At 56.1% G+C, this 16,157-nt stretch carries 14 protein-coding genes; 6 read left to right on the forward strand and 8 right to left on the reverse strand.

Translation table 11 applies throughout. The features are described 5' to 3' along the window. Positions 1-5 precede the first annotated feature (5 nt). Complete coding sequence (gene oqxB / locus ACSIPU_RS00405) at positions 6-3,158, forward strand: multidrug efflux RND transporter permease subunit OqxB (RefSeq protein ID WP_196558094.1); 3,153 nt, start codon at positions 6-8, stop codon at positions 3,156-3,158. Between the two features lie 67 nt (positions 3,159-3,225). On the opposite strand, the gene ACSIPU_RS00410 is transcribed toward oqxB, so the two are convergent. Continuing rightward, positions 3,226-3,705, reverse strand: a complete 480-nt coding sequence (locus tag ACSIPU_RS00410; protein ID WP_004101646.1) for an RrF2 family transcriptional regulator — start codon at positions 3,703-3,705, stop codon at positions 3,226-3,228. A gap of 796 nt (positions 3,706-4,501) precedes the next feature. Here ACSIPU_RS00410 and ACSIPU_RS00415 point away from each other — a divergent pair. Continuing rightward, positions 4,502-5,485, forward strand: a complete 984-nt coding sequence (locus ACSIPU_RS00415; protein WP_196558095.1) for a hypothetical protein — start codon at positions 4,502-4,504, stop codon at positions 5,483-5,485. Positions 5,486-5,767: 282 nt separating this feature from the next. On the opposite strand, the gene gap is transcribed toward ACSIPU_RS00415, so the two are convergent. Together gap and ACSIPU_RS00425 are read right to left on the reverse strand one after the other, a co-directional pair. Next, positions 5,768-6,778: a type I glyceraldehyde-3-phosphate dehydrogenase gene (gene gap, locus ACSIPU_RS00420; RefSeq protein WP_196558096.1), complete on the reverse strand. Its 1,011-nt coding sequence runs from the start codon at positions 6,776-6,778 to the stop codon at positions 5,768-5,770. Between the two features lie 78 nt (positions 6,779-6,856). After that, the gene (locus tag ACSIPU_RS00425; RefSeq protein WP_195605712.1) at positions 6,857-7,837 is read right to left on the reverse strand and encodes a GlxA family transcriptional regulator; all 981 of its coding nucleotides are present in this window, start codon (positions 7,835-7,837) and stop codon (positions 6,857-6,859) included. A gap of 416 nt (positions 7,838-8,253) precedes the next feature. Here ACSIPU_RS00425 and ACSIPU_RS00430 point away from each other — a divergent pair, with 416 nt between their 5' ends. The 3 genes from ACSIPU_RS00430 (at position 8,254) to ACSIPU_RS00440 (ending at position 10,927) form a co-directional block, all read left to right on the forward strand. Further along, positions 8,254-8,946, forward strand: coding sequence for an oligogalacturonate-specific porin KdgM family protein (locus tag ACSIPU_RS00430; RefSeq protein ID WP_196558097.1), 693 nt, complete (start codon positions 8,254-8,256; stop codon positions 8,944-8,946). Positions 8,947-9,129: 183 nt separating this feature from the next. Beyond that, positions 9,130-9,909 (forward strand): MBL fold metallo-hydrolase, encoded by a 780-nt coding sequence (locus ACSIPU_RS00435; RefSeq protein WP_047719896.1) that lies wholly within the window; start codon positions 9,130-9,132, stop codon positions 9,907-9,909. A gap of 58 nt (positions 9,910-9,967) precedes the next feature. Continuing rightward, entirely contained in the window at positions 9,968-10,927 is a 960-nt protein-coding gene (locus ACSIPU_RS00440; protein WP_047719895.1) for a GlxA family transcriptional regulator, read from the forward strand. A 49-nt stretch (positions 10,928-10,976) separates the two neighbouring features. Here ACSIPU_RS00440 and ACSIPU_RS00445 read toward each other — a convergent pair whose 3' ends face one another. From ACSIPU_RS00445 to ACSIPU_RS00465, 5 genes are all read right to left on the reverse strand, one after another. After that, positions 10,977-11,288, reverse strand: a complete 312-nt coding sequence (locus ACSIPU_RS00445) for an isochorismatase family protein (protein WP_196557278.1) — start codon at positions 11,286-11,288, stop codon at positions 10,977-10,979. Next, positions 11,255-11,461 (reverse strand): cysteine hydrolase family protein, encoded by a 207-nt coding sequence (locus tag ACSIPU_RS00450; protein WP_435321474.1) that lies wholly within the window; start codon positions 11,459-11,461, stop codon positions 11,255-11,257. The genes ACSIPU_RS00445 and ACSIPU_RS00450 overlap by 34 nt, the downstream gene beginning before the upstream one ends. A 110-nt stretch (positions 11,462-11,571) precedes the next feature. Further along, positions 11,572-12,762, reverse strand: coding sequence for an MFS transporter (locus ACSIPU_RS00455; RefSeq protein WP_047719894.1), 1,191 nt, complete (start codon positions 12,760-12,762; stop codon positions 11,572-11,574). A 256-nt stretch (positions 12,763-13,018) separates the two neighbouring features. Continuing rightward, positions 13,019-13,270 carry a twin-arginine translocase TatA/TatE family subunit gene (gene tatA, locus ACSIPU_RS00460; RefSeq protein ID WP_142477763.1) on the reverse strand — a complete coding sequence of 84 codons (252 nt, stop codon included), beginning with the start codon at positions 13,268-13,270 and terminating at the stop codon, positions 13,019-13,021. A 101-nt stretch (positions 13,271-13,371) separates the two neighbouring features. After that, positions 13,372-14,313: an MBL fold metallo-hydrolase gene (locus ACSIPU_RS00465; protein ID WP_139153321.1), complete on the reverse strand. Its 942-nt coding sequence runs from the start codon at positions 14,311-14,313 to the stop codon at positions 13,372-13,374. A 573-nt stretch (positions 14,314-14,886) separates the two neighbouring features. Between ACSIPU_RS00465 and ACSIPU_RS00470 the strand changes: the two genes are divergently transcribed. After that, positions 14,887-16,113: an MFS transporter gene (locus tag ACSIPU_RS00470; RefSeq protein ID WP_047719892.1), complete on the forward strand. Its 1,227-nt coding sequence runs from the start codon at positions 14,887-14,889 to the stop codon at positions 16,111-16,113. Positions 16,114-16,157: the final 44 nt, after the last annotated feature.

The following is a 16,157-nucleotide window of genomic DNA, read 5'->3' on the forward strand; positions in this document are numbered from 1 at the left end:
GACCCATGGACTTTTCCCGCTTTTTTATCGACAGGCCGATCTTCGCCGCGGTACTGTCGATTCTGATTTTTATCACCGGATTAATCGCCATTCCGCTGCTGCCGATCAGCGAATATCCTGACGTCGTACCGCCCAGCGTGCAGGTGCGTGCGGAGTATCCCGGCGCCAACCCGAAAGTGATTGCTGAGACCGTGGCGACGCCGCTGGAAGAGGCGATCAACGGCGTTGAAAACATGATGTACATGAAATCCGTCGCCGGCTCTGACGGCGTACTGGTGACTACCGTTACCTTCCGCCCGGGTACCGATCCCGATCAGGCGCAGGTTCAGGTGCAAAACCGGGTCTCGCAGGCCGAGGCTCGTCTGCCGGAAGATGTGCGGCGTTTAGGCATCACCACGCAGAAACAGTCGCCGACTCTGACGCTGGTGGTGCATCTGTTTTCGCCCGGCGGTAAATACGATTCCCTGTATATGCGCAACTATGCCACGCTAAAAGTGAAGGATGAGCTGGCGCGACTGCCCGGCGTCGGGCAGATTCAGATTTTTGGCTCGGGCGAATACGCGATGCGCGTCTGGCTCGATCCCGACAAGGTAGCGGCGCGCGGGTTGACCGCCTCGGATGTGGTGACGGCGATGCAGGAGCAAAACGTCCAGGTTTCCGCCGGGCAATTGGGCGCCGAGCCGCTGCCGCAAGAGAGCGACTTCTTGATCTCCATTAACGCCCAAGGGCGCCTGCATACCGAAGAAGAGTTTGGCAATATTATCCTGAAAACGGCGCAGGACGGCTCGCTGGTCCGCCTGCGCGATGTGGCGCGTATTGAAATGGGTTCCGGTAGCTATGCGCTGCGCTCCCAGCTGAATAATAAAGACGCGGTTGGGATTGGTATCTTCCAGTCTCCGGGGGCCAACGCTATCGATCTGTCCAACGCGGTGCGCGCTAAAATGGACGAGCTGGCGAAGCGTTTTCCGCAGGATATGCAATGGGCGGCTCCTTACGATCCGACGGTTTTCGTTCGCGATTCCATTCGCGCGGTCGTGCAAACGCTGCTGGAAGCGGTGGTGCTGGTCGTGCTGGTGGTGATCCTGTTCCTGCAAACCTGGCGCGCGTCGATTATTCCGCTGATCGCGGTGCCGGTCTCGGTAGTGGGGACGTTCAGCATCCTCTACCTGTTAGGCTTTTCGCTAAATACCCTCAGTTTGTTCGGCCTGGTGCTGGCTATTGGGATCGTGGTGGATGACGCCATCGTGGTGGTGGAAAACGTTGAGCGAAATATCGAAGAAGGATTGGCTCCGCTTGCCGCAGCGCATCAGGCGATGCGTGAAGTTTCCGGGCCGATTATCGCTATTGCGCTGGTGCTGTGCGCGGTGTTCGTGCCGATGGCGTTCCTCTCCGGGGTCACCGGTCAGTTCTACAAACAGTTTGCGGTGACGATTGCGATTTCCACGGTGATCTCCGCCATCAACTCGCTGACCCTCTCTCCGGCGCTGGCCGCTCTGCTGCTTAAGCCGCACGGTGCGCCGAAAGACATCCCGACCCGGCTTATCGATCGTCTGTTCGGCTGGATTTTCCGTCCATTTAACCGCTTTTTCCACCGCAGTTCGAACGGCTATCAAGGGCTGGTGGGGAAAACGCTCGGGCGCCGCGGGGCGGTTTTTGTGGTCTATCTGCTGTTGCTTTGCGCCGCCGGCGTCATGTTTAAAGCCGTCCCTGGCGGGTTTATTCCCACCCAGGATAAGCTCTATTTGATTGGCGGCGTGAAAATGCCGGAAGGCTCTTCGCTGGCGCGCACCGATGCGGTGATCCGCAAAATGAGCGAAATCGGAATGAATACCGAAGGCGTGGATTATGCGGTGGCGTTTCCCGGTCTTAACGCGCTGCAGTTCACTAATACGCCGAATACCGGGACGGTCTTTTTTGGCCTGAAGCCGTTCGACCAGCGTCAACATACGGCGGCGGAAATTAACGCTGAGATCAACGCAAAAATTGCGCAAATCCAGCAGGGCTTTGGCTTCTCTATTTTACCGCCGCCGATTTTAGGACTGGGCCAGGGGTCCGGCTATTCGCTCTATATTCAGGACCGCGCCGGTCTTGGCTATGGCGCGCTGCAAAACGCGGTGAACGCGATGTCCGGTACCATTATGCAGACGCCGGGGATGCATTTCCCCATCTCAACCTACCAGGCTAACGTTCCGCAGCTGGATGTGCAGGTCGATCGCGATAAGGCCAAAGCCCAGGGCGTGTCGCTGACCGATCTGTTCGGTACGCTACAAACCTATCTGGGATCGTCTTACGTCAATGATTTTAACCAGTTCGGGCGGACCTGGCGGGTGATGGCGCAAGCCGACGGGCCGTTCCGCGAAAGCGTGGAAGATATTGCCAATTTGCGTACCCGGAATAATCAGGGCGAAATGGTACCGATCGGCAGTATGGTGAATATCCGTACCACCTATGGGCCGGACCCGGTGATTCGCTACAATGGCTATCCGGCGGCGGATCTGATTGGCGATGCCGATCCGCGCGTACTCTCATCCTCGCAGGCGATGGCGCAGCTGGAGGCGATGTCGCAGCAGATACTGCCGAACGGCATGAATATCGAATGGACGGATCTGAGCTTCCAGCAGGCGACTCAAGGCAATACGGCGTTGATCGTCTTCCCTGTGGCGGTGCTGCTGGCTTTCCTCGTGCTGGCGGCGCTGTATGAAAGCTGGACGCTACCGCTGGCGGTGATCCTTATCGTACCGATGACCTTACTCTCTGCGCTGTTTGGCGTCTGGCTGACCGGCGGCGATAATAACGTATTCGTGCAGGTGGGGCTGGTGGTGCTGATGGGGCTGGCCTGCAAAAATGCGATTCTGATCGTCGAGTTTGCCCGCGAGCTGGAGCTCCAGGGAAAAGGGATTATGGAAGCGGCGCTGGAAGCATGTCGCCTGCGTTTGCGCCCGATCGTGATGACCTCCATCGCCTTTATTGCCGGGACGATTCCGCTGATACTCGGCCACGGCGCAGGCGCGGAAGTGCGCGGCGTCACCGGGATCACGGTGTTTTCCGGTATGCTGGGGGTTACGCTGTTTGGTCTGTTTCTGACGCCGGTGTTTTACGTGACGCTGCGTCTATTCGTGACGCGCGGTAAAGCGGTGAAGGACGTGATGCCTGCGTAGGACAGGCTGCCGCAGTGAAGAAAAACCGCTTTCCCTGTGAAGGCGGTTTTTTGCCATAAGCAACGGATTAGTGCGATTTGTTGTGCTGGGTACAGATTTCAGGAACCGGATCGCAGCCGCTGGTGTCGGCTTTTTTGACTTCTTCCAGCGCACTGGCCACGGTATGGCGAGCTAAAACCTCTAACGAAGCCTGCTCTGCTTCATCGGCGACAGATTTGAAGTACCAGCACGCGTTGGCGCTCACCACGCAGCGGGCAGGGATGTCGGGACGTGACGCCCACAGCTTTTTATCTTCGATGACGGATACGTAGATATCGCGCAGGGTAATCTCTTCCGCCGGGCGACCAAGATGGATAGAGCCGTTGCGGCCAAGCGTTGAGACGATGATACCGTCACGCGTGAGCGGAACCATCAATTTGCGGATAAAGCTCGGATTGGCTTTCAGACCGTAGGCCAGAATCGCACTCGTTGAGCGTTCGCCCGATTGCTCCGCCATCGCTACGCTGAGGACCATCTGCAAAGCTGTCGGGAAGCGGTAATCTAACATTTTCTTGTCCTGGGTTGCGGTGAATCTTGTTCTTTTTGGCACCGCAGAGGTGAGTAATCAATAAACAACAATATACCAAATACGGTATTTTTTTTGAAGTCATCAACGATTGACCTGGCGCGTAAAAAAGAGTTTCCGGTGTACCTGTGCTTTACCGCAAAGTTATGCCAGATCGCGTAAAAATGTATCGGTGAAGGGCAGGATGATCAGTTTAGGGGAGGGGACAAGGTTTAGCATGGGAGCAAAGATGCCGCAGGGAATAAGCGAAAAACGAATAGTCCCCGGTCGTCCCCTGGCCCGCAAACAGCGAAGCAGGCAGGTAATTTATACGGTTTGAACGCTGACGTATAAAATATTCGATATTGCAAACTTTAAATCTACGCCACTTCTAATACACATCAGTATTCAGTCAATGACTGTAGCAAAAATAAGATTATTCTAGCGAGGTTGGGCACTATGTACCCATCAAGGATATTTCCACGAATAATGCATCTGCATTAATATTCTCATTATTTACAGGTGGTTACGCTTGCCTGATAATATTTTTGGCGAGAAAAATGGTTAAAATGGAATCCTCTACTAAAATCAAATTGTTGATTAAATTCATACACTGTTCATTCGTATTAATTTAGATGATTGGCTTTTGTCTATCGCCCGAAATTGCAGCGGTGAATGATAGCTGCTGACGATAATTACTTAGTTCGATATTGCCATAAGTCTGGCAGGTAAACTTCTGCCCTGGACGTTTGTGCATAACGAGTTCGGGGTTAAAAAGTTATTTCAAAGGACAACGTAAATGACGCATATCTACGAATCTACCAATATTAGTAATCAGGAAACAGCCAGACCTTTGCCTGTCGGCGGGGTAAATAGCGCGAGCGCGGTATCATGGGGAGCAATATTTGCAGGCGCAGCCGCAGCGGCTTCGCTGGCGTTGATGCTGCTTATGCTTGGCGCAGGCTTAGGCCTGACGTCCATTTCTCCGTGGGAAAATCACGGTCTGGCAGCAGGTACCGTGGGTATTGTCGCCATTGCCTGGCTGACGTTTACCCAAATTGTGGCGTCAGGAATGGGGGGATATCTGGCCGGGCGTTTGCGTACCAAATGGGTTGATACTCATACCAATGAAATCTATTTTCGCGATACAGCGCATGGTTTTCTGACCTGGGCCGTTGCATTGCTGGTATCGGCTGTGCTTTTGACCACCACTATCAGCTCTCTCATCGGCGGCAGCGCAAAAGTGATTGGCTCCGTTGCCGGGGGCGCGACGGCAACCGCGATGAGTAACGCGGGAGACGAATCTTCCGTGCTGTCGAAGTCATCGATGGAATATTTTACCCGCTCGCTGTTCCGGTCGACCGCTTCCGCTCCGGCAGATAACGGCGGACTTCCGGCTAATTCATCAGGTAATGACGCGATGGCAATGAATCAGCCCGTACCGCCAAAGGCCGAATCTCCAGCGCAATTAGCAGAGGTTACGGGTATTTTTGCTAACAGCATTTATACTGGCGCGCTTCCACAGGAAGATCTGACTTATGTAGCGCAGTTAGTTTCGCAGAATACCGGCATCAGTCAGCAAGAGGCCGAGCAGCGGGTTCAGGCTGTTTATGATAAAGCGCAGGCCAATTTGAAAGAGGCAAAAGATAAAGCACAGCAGGCCGCAGATGCTGCCAGAAAAGCCACGAGCTACGTTACCCTGTGGTCATTTATTTCTCTGTTAATCGGCGCATTCGTTGCCAGCCTCTGTGCAACCTATGGCGGCCGTCAGCGTGACTTATAATTTCTAACACTCATTATTCAGGAGGAACCTATGCGTTCAATATTGCTTTTCTTTCTGGGCGTGCCTATCCCAATCATTATTTTGATCGCGTTATTTGTGCACTAACGATTTTCCGGCCCCGCAGGAATAATTGTTAAGAAAATACTGACCTTGCGCACATTACCGCTAAAGCATAAATGCCCTTTGAGGGCATTTATGCTTTTTATCAGGCGCTCAGCGGAGCCTGCTGCGCGTCACCTGAATCTCTCCATGATGTTCACTATCAATCACACCCGCAGTGAATTAGCGTTCACGACTTGCCATCATCAGCGCCAGGTCGACGAGGCGATTAGAGAATCCCCATTCGTTGTCGTACCACGCCAGAATTTTGACCATATTGCCGCCAATCACCAGCGTTGACAGACCGTCGATAATCGACGAGCGCGGGTCGCCCCGGTAGTCGCTGGAGACCAGCGGTTCATCGCTATAGCCGAGGATACTTTTCAGTGGCCCCGTCGCGGCGGCTTCGCGAAAGGCATTATTCACCACTTCGCTTGTCACATCTCGCTCAAGCGTGACGGTCAGGTCGACAATGGATACCACCGGAACGGGGACGCGCAGCGAATATCCCGTCAGGCGGCCCTCCAGCGCAGGAATAACTTTGCCCAGCGCCTTCGCGGCACCGCTGGAGTACGGTACGATCGACAGCGCAGCGGCGCGGGCGCCACGCAGATCTTTTTCCGGCTGGTCGTGCAGCGCCTGGCTGTTGGTATAAGCGTGGGTCGTGTTCATCAGGCCATGCTTGATCCCAAAATGCTGGTGCAGAACCTGGGCGGCAGGCGCCAGACCGTTGGTGGTGCAGCTACCGTTACTGACCACGTAGTGCTTATCCGGGGAGTAGAGGCCATCGTTAACGCCCATCACGATAGTTAAATCATCGTTTTTACCGGGGGCGGAGATAATCACGCGCTTCGCGCCACCGCTGTGGATATGCACCGCCGCCTTGTCGCGCTCGGTGAAGAAGCCTGTGGCTTCAATCACGATATCGACTTCACGCTGACGCCACGGGATATTTGCCGGATCGCGTTCGCTGAATACGGTAATGGGTTTACCATCAACCACAAGCTGCCCCTCGCTGGCGGTGACGTCGGCGTCGAGTTTACCGAGCAGCGAGTCGTATTTCAGTAAATGCGCCAGCGTCTTACTGTCTGTCAGATCGTTAATTGCCACAATCTCAATATCCGGATTGCCCAGTGCAGCACGCAGTACGTTGCGTCCGATACGACCAAAACCGTTAATACCGACCTTAACCATAATCCACTCCTTATTGATTGGCTCTGGAGTCAATGTAGGCCGGGCGTTTGATGGCGTAAATGACAAAAAAGGATCACTTTACGCCATTCTGCGGCTGTGAAACCGCTGGCGATATTCGCCGGGCGTGAGATGAAGCTGTTTTTCAAACAGCCGTCGCAAATTAATGCTACTGCCAAATCCCGTTTGTTCGGCGATACGCTCCAGCGTGTCGCTGGTCTGCTCCAGACGCTGCCGGGCAGCGGCCAGACGAGCTTCCGCGACGTAACGCGCCGGCGAAGCGCCGGTTTCCCGGGTAAACACGCGGGTGAAATTTCGCGGACTCATGGCGACTTTTTCCGCCAGCTTATCCACGCTGAGGTCGGCGGTGAGGTTTTCGAGCAACCATGCCAGCAGATCGTTAATCGGGCCCAGGGTGGTAGTCTGCTGAAGATTGTAGCGGCTAAACTGCAGCTGGCCTCCGGGGCGACGCAGATACATGACGAAGTCCTGGGCGATATCGCGCGCCAGGCTGAAGCCGTAATCTTCTTCAACCAGCGCCAGCGTAAGATCAAAGCCGGAACTGACCCCGCCAGAGGTCCAGATATGTTCGTCCTGAATATAGAGCGGACCGCCCTCGACGCGGACCAGCGGGAATTCCGCCTGCATGGTTTCCAGCAGCTTCCAGTGGGTAGTGGCCCGTCTGCCGTCCAGCAGTCCGGTTTGCGCCAGCAGCATTGCACCACCGCAAATGGAAGCAATACGGCGGGCATGGGGAGCGGCAAGGCGCAGCCAGTCAACCACCGCAATCCCTTCCTGCGGGTTTTGACCTCTGCCGGTAATGATGATCGTATCGAGGGGCTCGCGAGGGTCTATCTCATGCAGGCGATGATCGGCCAGCAAATTTAAACCGGACTGACCATGGATCACCTGATGCGGTTGAGTCGTCGCCAGCCGTACCTGGTAACCGATCTCACTGGCGCCTTGCGGATGCAGGCGGTTAGCCTGCATCAGAATGTCGGCAATACCGGCGGACTCAAACAGCATGCCGCCATCCGGGACAATAATGAGTATTTTCTTCATGTCCTGAAAAGTAATCTTTTTACATAATAAGTCAACAGGACGGATGGGGAAGGGGGCAATCTTACGTGCCTGAGAGACGGTATTTTCAGCCAGATGATGGTTGACGTTGCCCGAGCGGTGTCGCCTGCTGAGGTAGATCTGCTGGAAAAGAGGGCAGAATGTCCGCTATTAGCGAAAAGCAGACTTTGCTTTTAGCTGTAATCTAAGTGTGTGCGCATTGAAATTGGTATCCCTAAGTGCACATAAAGCTATTTAGTTTAAGTTAACCTACCTCTGAAGCTGGGTACATAAAACACCTAAACACCTGGAACGTAATTTGTCCTGTTTGCATCGTAAGTTGTCCCGCGGACTTATTACCCCAAAGAAGTTACATATCTACACTGGCCTCCGTTTAAAATATCGAGTCCGGGTAGTTTATGAGTACGAAAATCCTCCTTTTTCCCGTTTTACTGGTCGTTTCACTTAACGCCGCCGCGTCGTCCACATGGGTGGACAACCGCTACGCGCACATTACGGGATCAGAGAAAAACCAGTACAAAATCGGTGGCGGTCATACCTTTGACAATGGCGCCACAGTACGTGCCGCCTGGCTGTATGACGCAGGCAAGAACTTCGATCAGTTTAAAAGCAGCTTCCAGGAGTACGAGGGCTGGTATCCCCTCAACCTCAGCCCTGACTGGACGTTGTCGCCAGGCTTACTCAGTGACGTGGACCAGACGGGAACGAAAATTGCGCCCTATGCCATGCTTGAATACCGTGTCTCCGGCGATCTAATTGTGGCGGGGCGTTATCGCTATAACCACATGACGCACAAAGACGTAAACATCAATGGAGAGATGGAGTATAACGACTCCCACCTTCTTGACGTCTTCGTGAACTATCAGGCCACGGATAAATTATGGCTTCAGCTGAACCCCGAATTTTCTATTAATGCTGGTGACTTCAGGTCGCCTAACGGGAAAAGAACGCACTGGGAGCCCAATATTGCCGCGCACTACCAGCTGAATAAACACTGGAGACCTTTTGCAGAGCTGGGTTGGCTGGACCGGGATGAAAACCATGATAACCAGGTCCGCGTACGCATCGGGATCCGTTATTTCCTGCCGTAATAGCGTCGCGCTCTGGTCGCCATCGTTACCCGTCATATTTTGTATGTTGCGCTTTATAACTGACCTGATTTCATCGCACCTTGTCCCGCAGGCCTCTCACCTCTGCTGACACACCTCCCTATACTGGCTCTCACTGAAGACTTGAAGGCACTGCGGTGCCAGCCATTACCGAACAGGATTATTATGAAACTGACACAAGTACGAAACGCCACCCTTTTTATTGAGTATGCCGGCACCACCTTCCTCATCGATCCGATGCTTGCTGAAAAAGATGCCTGGGACGGCTTTGCCGGGACGGCGCGTTCGCATATTCGTAACCCGATGACCGCCTTGCCGATCGCGACAGAATCGCTGGTCAATGCTGATATCGTCATCGTGACCCATACTCATATGGACCACTGGGATGAGGCCGCACAGAAGCAGATTCCTTCAAACAAGCTGATCTACGCCCAGCACGAGGCTGACGCAGAACTGATCCGCTCCCAGGGGTTCACCAACGTTCGCGTGCTGCAGGATGACAACGTGTTCACCCACGGTCTGACTATCCATAAGGTCGAAGGCCAGCACGGCAGCAACGAAGCCTACGCGGTTCCGCACCTGGCTGAAGGTCTGGGCGATGCCTGTGGTCTGGTGTTTACCCATCATGATGAGAAAACGCTGTATATCGCCGGTGACACCGTCTGGGTGAAGCCGTACCTGAAAGCCCTTCAGCGCTTTAAACCTGACGTGGTGGTTCTCAATACCGGCGACGCGCACATTGACGACTATGGCCCGATTATCATGGGCGCCCGTGACACGCTGCGCACGCTTCAGGCCCTGCCTGAGACAACGGTTGTGGCCTCACACATGGAAGCCATTAACCACTGTCTGCTGACCCGCCAGGAGCTGCGCGAGTACACGCAGCAGAGTGGCATTGAAGAGAAGGTTCTTATCCCTGAAGATGGTGATACCCTGACTTTCTGATAATACTGAACCTGCCGGGGCCGCCCTCTGTCCCGGCAGACTGACGCTGAGGACCGCCATGTCATCATTATCCGTCGCCGTGGTTGCCACACCCGGTGTTAGCCCTTTCCATTTCTCCATTCCCTTCATGATTTTCGCCCAGGCCGTCGAGCCCGGACTGTTCAGCGTCAGCGTCTGTGCCGACGCGCCAGGTCAGGTCCGTTCCGACATGGGCTTTACCATTGATGTTCCGCATGGCCTTGAGCCGCTACGCACAGCTGACATCATTGTCATCCCGTACTGGTCTCATCCTGAAGAAAAGCCCGATGAGCGCCTGCTCGCCGAACTGAGGGATGCGTGGGCGCGCGGCGCCGAAGTCGTGGGGTTGTGTCTGGGGGCCTACGTTCTGGCCTACGCCGGGCTGCTCGACAACCGGCGGGCGGCGACCCACTGGGAGTTTGAGCATGATTTCAGAAAGCGTTTCCCCCTTGTGCATCTGGACAGTAATGCCCTGTACACCACGGACGAGCGTCTTATCACTTCGGCCGGCACCGCTGCGGGTATCGACTGCTGTCTGAATATCGTGCGGGAACGCTACGGCAGCAGCGCAGCTAACCACGCTGCGCGCAGAATGGTGGTCCCTCCCTACCGTGAAGGTGGCCAGGCCCAGTTTATCGAACATCCGGTACCGACCAACACGCGTGATGAGAAAATCAACGAGCTGCTCGACTATATCCGGCGTAATCTCGAAAAACCACACGATCTGGACGCGCTGGCGGGATTCGTGAACATGAGTCGCAGGACGTTTACCCGCCACTTCCTGAAGGCGACAGGGGTAACCGTCGGCGAGTGGATCAACGCCCAGCGCCTGCAGCGCAGCCAGGAGCTGCTTGAGACAACCAGCGCCAGCATCGAGAGCGTTTCCGAGCTGGCCGGTTTCCAGTCTCCGGTGTCGTTCCGCCAGAGTTTCAAGGCTCGTTTTAACGTCAGCCCCAGCGAATGGCGGAGGGCGTTCCGCGGGCCTGAGCCCCTTGCCTGATATCGCGCGCCTGAATAAGGGAGGATGAAGACTGTTCATCCTCCTTTTTTTATTTCACCCTGCACCGCGCCTGCAGCCCGCTCAGGGCCAGCGCGCTGAGCTCCCGCGTCGGGGCGGCACACCCTTTCGCCAGAACATGTACCCGCATGCCCCTGGCCTGTGGAGAGAGCGCCGTGTGCGTCACGCAGTGCTGCGTCATCATTCCCGTCAGCCAGATATCGGTGACGCCTGCACCGCGAAGCAACCCCTCCAGCCCCGTATTATAAAAGCTGTCCGCTTCTTTTTTTCGCAGCACCACCGCGCTACCCAGCGCACCGGCAACAGCGCTCAGGATATCCGTGCCAGGGCTGCCCGGGCGCAAGAAGGGCGCATCAGCCGCGGCAACATGCTGTATACCCACCACCATCCAGCCTTATAAGCCTGCCGGACAGTGCCGACGATTTCCGCCGCGACCTCTTCGGCACCTTCGAGCGGCCAGGCGCCGCCGGGGAAATAGTCATTCTGAACATCGATGACGATCAGTGCGTTTTTCATAGAGTCTCCTTTCTGAGGATGTCATGAGAAAGGCCCGTCAGTGAACTGACGGGCCTGCAGGTGTGTCTGGTGCCGATGGACAGATCGGCACGATGGGGTGAGGTGAGGCATTAATTTGAGGCGATGGCGGCCCGGCGACGCTGCCAGCCCAGCCAGAGAAGCGGCAGCGCCAGGACAATGACCCACGGCAGCAGCAGTTTATTCATGCTCTGCCAGCCGATGGTGTTGAGCAACGATCCTGCCGCAACCGAGCACAGCAGGGTGAACACAAACACGCTCATATCGTTAACAGCCTGTGCCACCCCTTTTTCTTTTCCACTGTAGGTTGTGGAAAGCAGGCTGGTTGCGCCGATGTAGAGGAAATTCCAGCCGGTACCGACAAAAATCAGCGCGCCGGCAAAAAGCGCCCAGCTGGTTCCCGACAAGGCCAGGCAGGCGTAGACGATCATCATTGCCACCCCGGCCAGCATAATTTTCACGGAGCCAAAGCGGGCCACCAGTCTGCCGGTAAAGAACGACGGCAGGTACATTCCCAGAACGTGCAGCTGGATAACCGAGGCGCTTTCTCCCAGCGAGTAATCATGGTGTGTCATCGCGATAGGGGTAGCGGTCATGGCCAGCACCATGATCCCGTAGGCCGAGGCTGCTGAAAACAGCGCCACAAGATAGGCCGGCTGGGTGATGACCGTCGTCCAGCGCCTGGCAGGCGGGGTATTGAAAGTCGCAGTATGGGACTCTCCCGGCACCTTCAGTCCAAGCAGCAGCAGTACGCCAATCGCTGACATCACGCCCATCAGGATAAAAGAACCGGCATACGGCGTTGAAAGCAGGTTGCTGCCCGTGCGGCCAAGCCAGGGGCCGGCAAACGCTGCCACCACGCCACCGGCAATAACCAGCGAAATGGCACGGGTACGAAATTCTACCGTGGCGACCTCACCGGCGGCAAAGCGGTAAAACTGGGCAAAGGCCTGGTAAATGCCCATCAGCAGCATGGCCAGGCAAAGCAACCAGAAAGAGTGCTGCATCATGGCGACCAAAGCGACGGCTGCAGAGACGATGCCCGATGCTGCGCCAATCAGGAAGCCTGCGCGACGGCCCACCCGGGTCATCAAAAAGGATGCGGGAAACATGACCAGAGCGGTACCGAGGCTGCCCATTGCAACCGGTATGGTCGCCCATGAGGGATCGGGCGCGAGATATAATCCGGCCAGCCCGCCAATGGTCATCAGCAGTATGGTTACCGTCTGGAATACGGCCTGCGATCCCGCCAAGATCAGGACCTGTTTGTACATATTACGCATGTGATTACTCCGTTGAATGCAGGCTGAGTGTGAAGCACGTCCTGTCGGTGCCGATGATGGTCGGTTACCTGAGGAACTCTCAGCGACGATGCAGGTATGTTAAGAGTTGCAGCCTGACGGAGTGAGAAGGTACATGGTCATCTTGCGATGAAAGCGGGCCAATCGGCCCGGCGTCATGGGGTGTATAACATGGGACAGGTCTTTTACGAGGGAAACCGCACTAAGCATGCCGGTACAATAAGGTGTCGCAGGTGAATCAGCTCTGTAAGGTATCGCGGTTTTTAGCGTCCTGTCCGGCATGCGACAGCGCTTCAGTATTCAGCTGTATCGACTGTGCCTGCTCCTTCTGAGGTTGTGCCGGCGCGCTGTCCTCTTCACCCATCACCTTCTTAAAGCCCCTGATCGATGCCCCGAGATCGGAGCCGAGAGAGCCCAGTTTTTTGGTGCCAAAAAGCAGCACCACAATGACGGCAATAATTGCCAGCTGCCAGATACTGATCCCGCCCATACGCGTTCCTCTGGTGATATAAACAAACCTCATTCAGGCGGCTGGCTGCAGCCGCCTGGCGTTGTGTCCGGCAGGATCGTCATCCTGCCCTGCCGTCAGTCTCAGACGGAAATCGTTTCACCGTCTTCCGGGATAAGTAGACGATTGTCGAATCCCATCAGCTTTGAGAATTTACGCAGATCGGCGCGCGTGACGGTGCAGTGGTTGACCGCCTCAAGGTGGCTCGCAATAAGGGTGGCGTCAGGCATGGCCTCAGCCACTTCGTTAACGTCCTCAACGCCCATAATGATGCCATCAAGGTTGGTTGCGACTGCAAAACCGGCGTTCATCACAATCACGTCCGGTTTATAGGTTTTCAGCGTTTTTCTGACGTAGCTGTTCCAGCGTGTGTCGCCGGTGAGGTACAGCGTTTCTTCACCGGTATGGCGGAAGACAATCCCGCATACGTCGCCCAGTCCTTCCCCGGCGACGGCCGTTGCTTCTTCCGTTCCGTGCCGTCCCGGCGTCCAGCTGAGTGATACGCCCTTGAAGGAGGACTCAGGCGTCAGCACCCGCACGTCCGTAAAACCCTGTGCCCGGATGCGCGCTGCATCGGCTTCGTGCTGGGCAAAGAGAGGCAGATGCTTGGGAACCAGCTTCACTGCCGCTTCGTCCCAGTGATCGCCCTGCGGATTGCCGTTGTGCGTATGGGTAACAATAACCGCATCGACGTCAAGAATGGTGTTCATCGGCGTTTTTAGCGCCACGCGCGGGTTGCGTAGTTGACTGTTTAACGTTCCCTCAAAGCCAGGGTAGGCTTCTTTTTCTGCCAGGTAAGGGTCTATCAGGAACTTAACGCCGGCATAGTTAACAATGAGCGTGGCATTACGCACTTGGGTGATCTTTATACGGCCGCTGCCGGAGCCCGCGGATACGGTTCCGGCGGTACCGGACGTGGCGGCTGTTAGGGCAGCCTGTGCTGCCGAGGTGAAGGGAATGGATGCCGCTGCGGCGGCCACAGCGCCGGTCACCGACAGCTGTATGAATTGTCTTCTGGATGTCATATCCGTTACCTCAGAGAGTATTGCAGGACAGGATCCCGTACCGGCTAACCGGGACGGGTCCGGAATATTTATCAGTTCCGCCCAGGAACGTACGTGACAGTGTCAGCGCAGCAGACATGGATGAGTCAGCCCATGCGTGGGCATTTTCCGGTTCGGATCCCGAAAGATTAGGACAAAACAACGAATGGCACCCTTTGCGACGGGTCATTAATCGATGCCTTCGGGTCAACTGCATGCGTATGTGAAGTGAAGGGATGCCAGGCGGGTTAAGCCAGGGGAATATGCCGGTAAAAAAAGCGTGTCGGGATCCTGACTTCGTACTTCACGAACTGACCCGATTACATCGAATATTGACATCAGGGCTCGTCACACAAGAATTCCCTGCCGGCGATAATAGCCCTGTACTCCGGACGCAGACTCGCCGGCTGAACCGGTAGTTCCTTCAACACCCTGTTTCAGTGATACCCATCCGCGTGGCTGTCCGCTGCGCAGGCGTGTCGCGGTCCGGGTTGTTCCAGCCTGTTCAACGTTAGCGGAGCGTAAAGTCACGCTCTGCCTGCCCGGAGGGATAACATGCCAAAAAATCTGACCCCATCCCATTCCCGTCACGCCCTGTGGGCATCGATGGCCGCCCTCTACCTTAACGGACTGCTGTATGCCGTCTGGGGCGTCAATATTGCCGTCATCAGGATCCGGTTTGACCTGTCCGAAGGCGCGCTGTCGCTGGCGCTCGCAGCCGTGGCGGTCGGGGGTATTGCCACCATGGCCATGGCTTCCCGTATCGTCACCCGTAAAGGCAGCCGCTATACCGCCATGGTCAGTGGTCTGCTGATGGGCGGCTCTGCATCGTTTATCCTGGTGATCCCACAGTTCATGCCGCTGCTTGCGCTGCTTTTTGTGTTCGGCATTTTCGTCGCTGCACACGATATTTCCGTCAACACCCAGGTCGCTTCGCTGGAGCGGCTATCCGGTAAACCTATGATTGGCGCGCTGCACGGCAGCTTCAGTGCAGGAGGACTTTCCGGTGCACTGCTGTCGAGCTACTGGCAGGGGGCCTCTTTACCTGCAGAGGCTAACTTTCTCGTGCCTGCGGCAGCGGGAGCCGCGGTCATCCTTCTCACGTGGCGATTCATGCTCCCCCGGGAGGCTGAAAGCACATATTCGGGCAGCGAGGACGCATCCGCTACAGGGCTCGCGGGCGAGTTTCACAAAGGCGTGCGTGCACGTCTGCTGTTTCTGGGCCTGCTCGCCTTCTCAGCCCTGGTTGTGGAAGGGGCTTTTTACGACTGGGCCGCGGTGTATATGCGTGAAGTGGTTAAGGCCCCGGCATCCTGGGTGGGATACGGTTACGCGGCCTTTGCCGTGGGGCTGGTCAGCGGGCGGCTGAGCGGTGACTGGATCCGCGCCCGGATTGCACATCAGCTTCTTATCGCCGTGGGCTGGATAGTGGCGGCAGGAGGGCTGGCAGCTGTACTGGCGCTGCGCTCGCCGGCGGAAGTGGTGGCCGGGTTCTTCTTTACCGGCCTCGGTATTTCAAACATCATTCCGCTGCTTTTCTCAACGGCGGCCAGGCTGGCCGTTCAGGGAGGAATGCCGGCATCCGAGGGGCTGGCCATCACCACGCGCATCGGATACATCGGCCTGCTGGCGGGGCCGTTGCTCGTCGGACCGGTTGCGGAGTTTGTCGGCCTGCGTCTGTCGCTGCTGAGTCTGGGGATCGCGCTCTCATTCACCTGTGCCGGATGGTTGCTCCTCAGCCGCCGGACCGCAGGAAAACCCTGGAACATCAGCGTAGCGTAAGGGGCTGTGTCCGGTGCTCTGGCCTGAACCCACAGAGCATTCCA

Origin of the sequence: Klebsiella sp. HN106, from assembly GCF_051209435.1 — a bacterium.
Lineage (GTDB): Bacteria > Pseudomonadota > Gammaproteobacteria > Enterobacterales > Enterobacteriaceae > Klebsiella > Klebsiella oxytoca.